Raw genomic sequence first — 720 nt, forward strand, 5'->3', positions numbered from 1 at the left:
CGGACGCACCGCTCTTCGTCTCGAGCGAACGGACTGTCGGGCGAGACGTTTATGTCTCGGGAGCGGATACGCAAGCATGGCTTCGACCTCTCCGGGTTGGAAGCCACGTCTCGGGTGTTGTAGCACCCGGGGCATTTCAGCGCATGCCCCCCGCGACTGTTCTGGAGACGATAGCTTCCATCAGGAACTATCACCTAGAGTGACTTATATCTAGTGGGAAGCAACTGGAAGGATCGGCTCTCGGACACGGATCGGGCGTCGAACGGCACCAGCCAGTGCCTCGTGGCGAAAGTTGTACACAACGGGTCACACAGCACGCAGTGGCCTCCCACTGATTAGATCCTCTGCGCAGACGCCACCGCAATCCCCCAGCCCGATGGCCGGAACGCTTCGGGGAGTACACGGTCAGCAGCAGGCCCCGTGCCCTGAACCGGTCGAGAACCGACGGCTCACACTCGAGTGGCGTCCGGGTAGCGCCGAATCCCGTTCTGGCCGATGATCGCATCGTCCGAATCTGTGGCCCCCTCGTCGGCCTCCCGCTCGAGGCCCGGATCGAGATCGATCTCGAGTTCCGAGTCCGGCTTTAGCATTAGTGACTGCGGGACGCTTAATCGCTGGCATGATTCGACCGGCGGTGTTCAGATAAGGATGAAGGATGAGGCGGTTCGTTTTCTGAGTGATCTATGCCCGAAAACGACCGCCTCAATGGTTGTTTAGAAG

1 protein-coding gene is annotated in these 720 nt (G+C 60.1%); it reads right to left on the reverse strand.

What is annotated here, in order from left to right; all coding sequences use genetic code 11:
* Positions 1-449: 449 nt before the first annotated feature.
* Positions 450-590: a hypothetical protein gene (locus C487_RS20710; protein WP_161605723.1), complete on the reverse strand. Its 141-nt coding sequence runs from the start codon at positions 588-590 to the stop codon at positions 450-452.
* Positions 591-720 lie beyond the last annotated feature (130 nt).

The organism is Natrinema pallidum DSM 3751 (assembly GCF_000337615.1).
Taxonomy (GTDB): domain Archaea; phylum Halobacteriota; class Halobacteria; order Halobacteriales; family Natrialbaceae; genus Natrinema; species Natrinema pallidum.

What these genes read in the sequence shown, in the direction of transcription:
- C487_RS20710 (WP_161605723.1), bottom strand. Translation starts at nt 590, where the DNA reads ATGCTAAAGCCGGACTCGGAACTCGAGATCGATCTCGATCCGGGCCTC.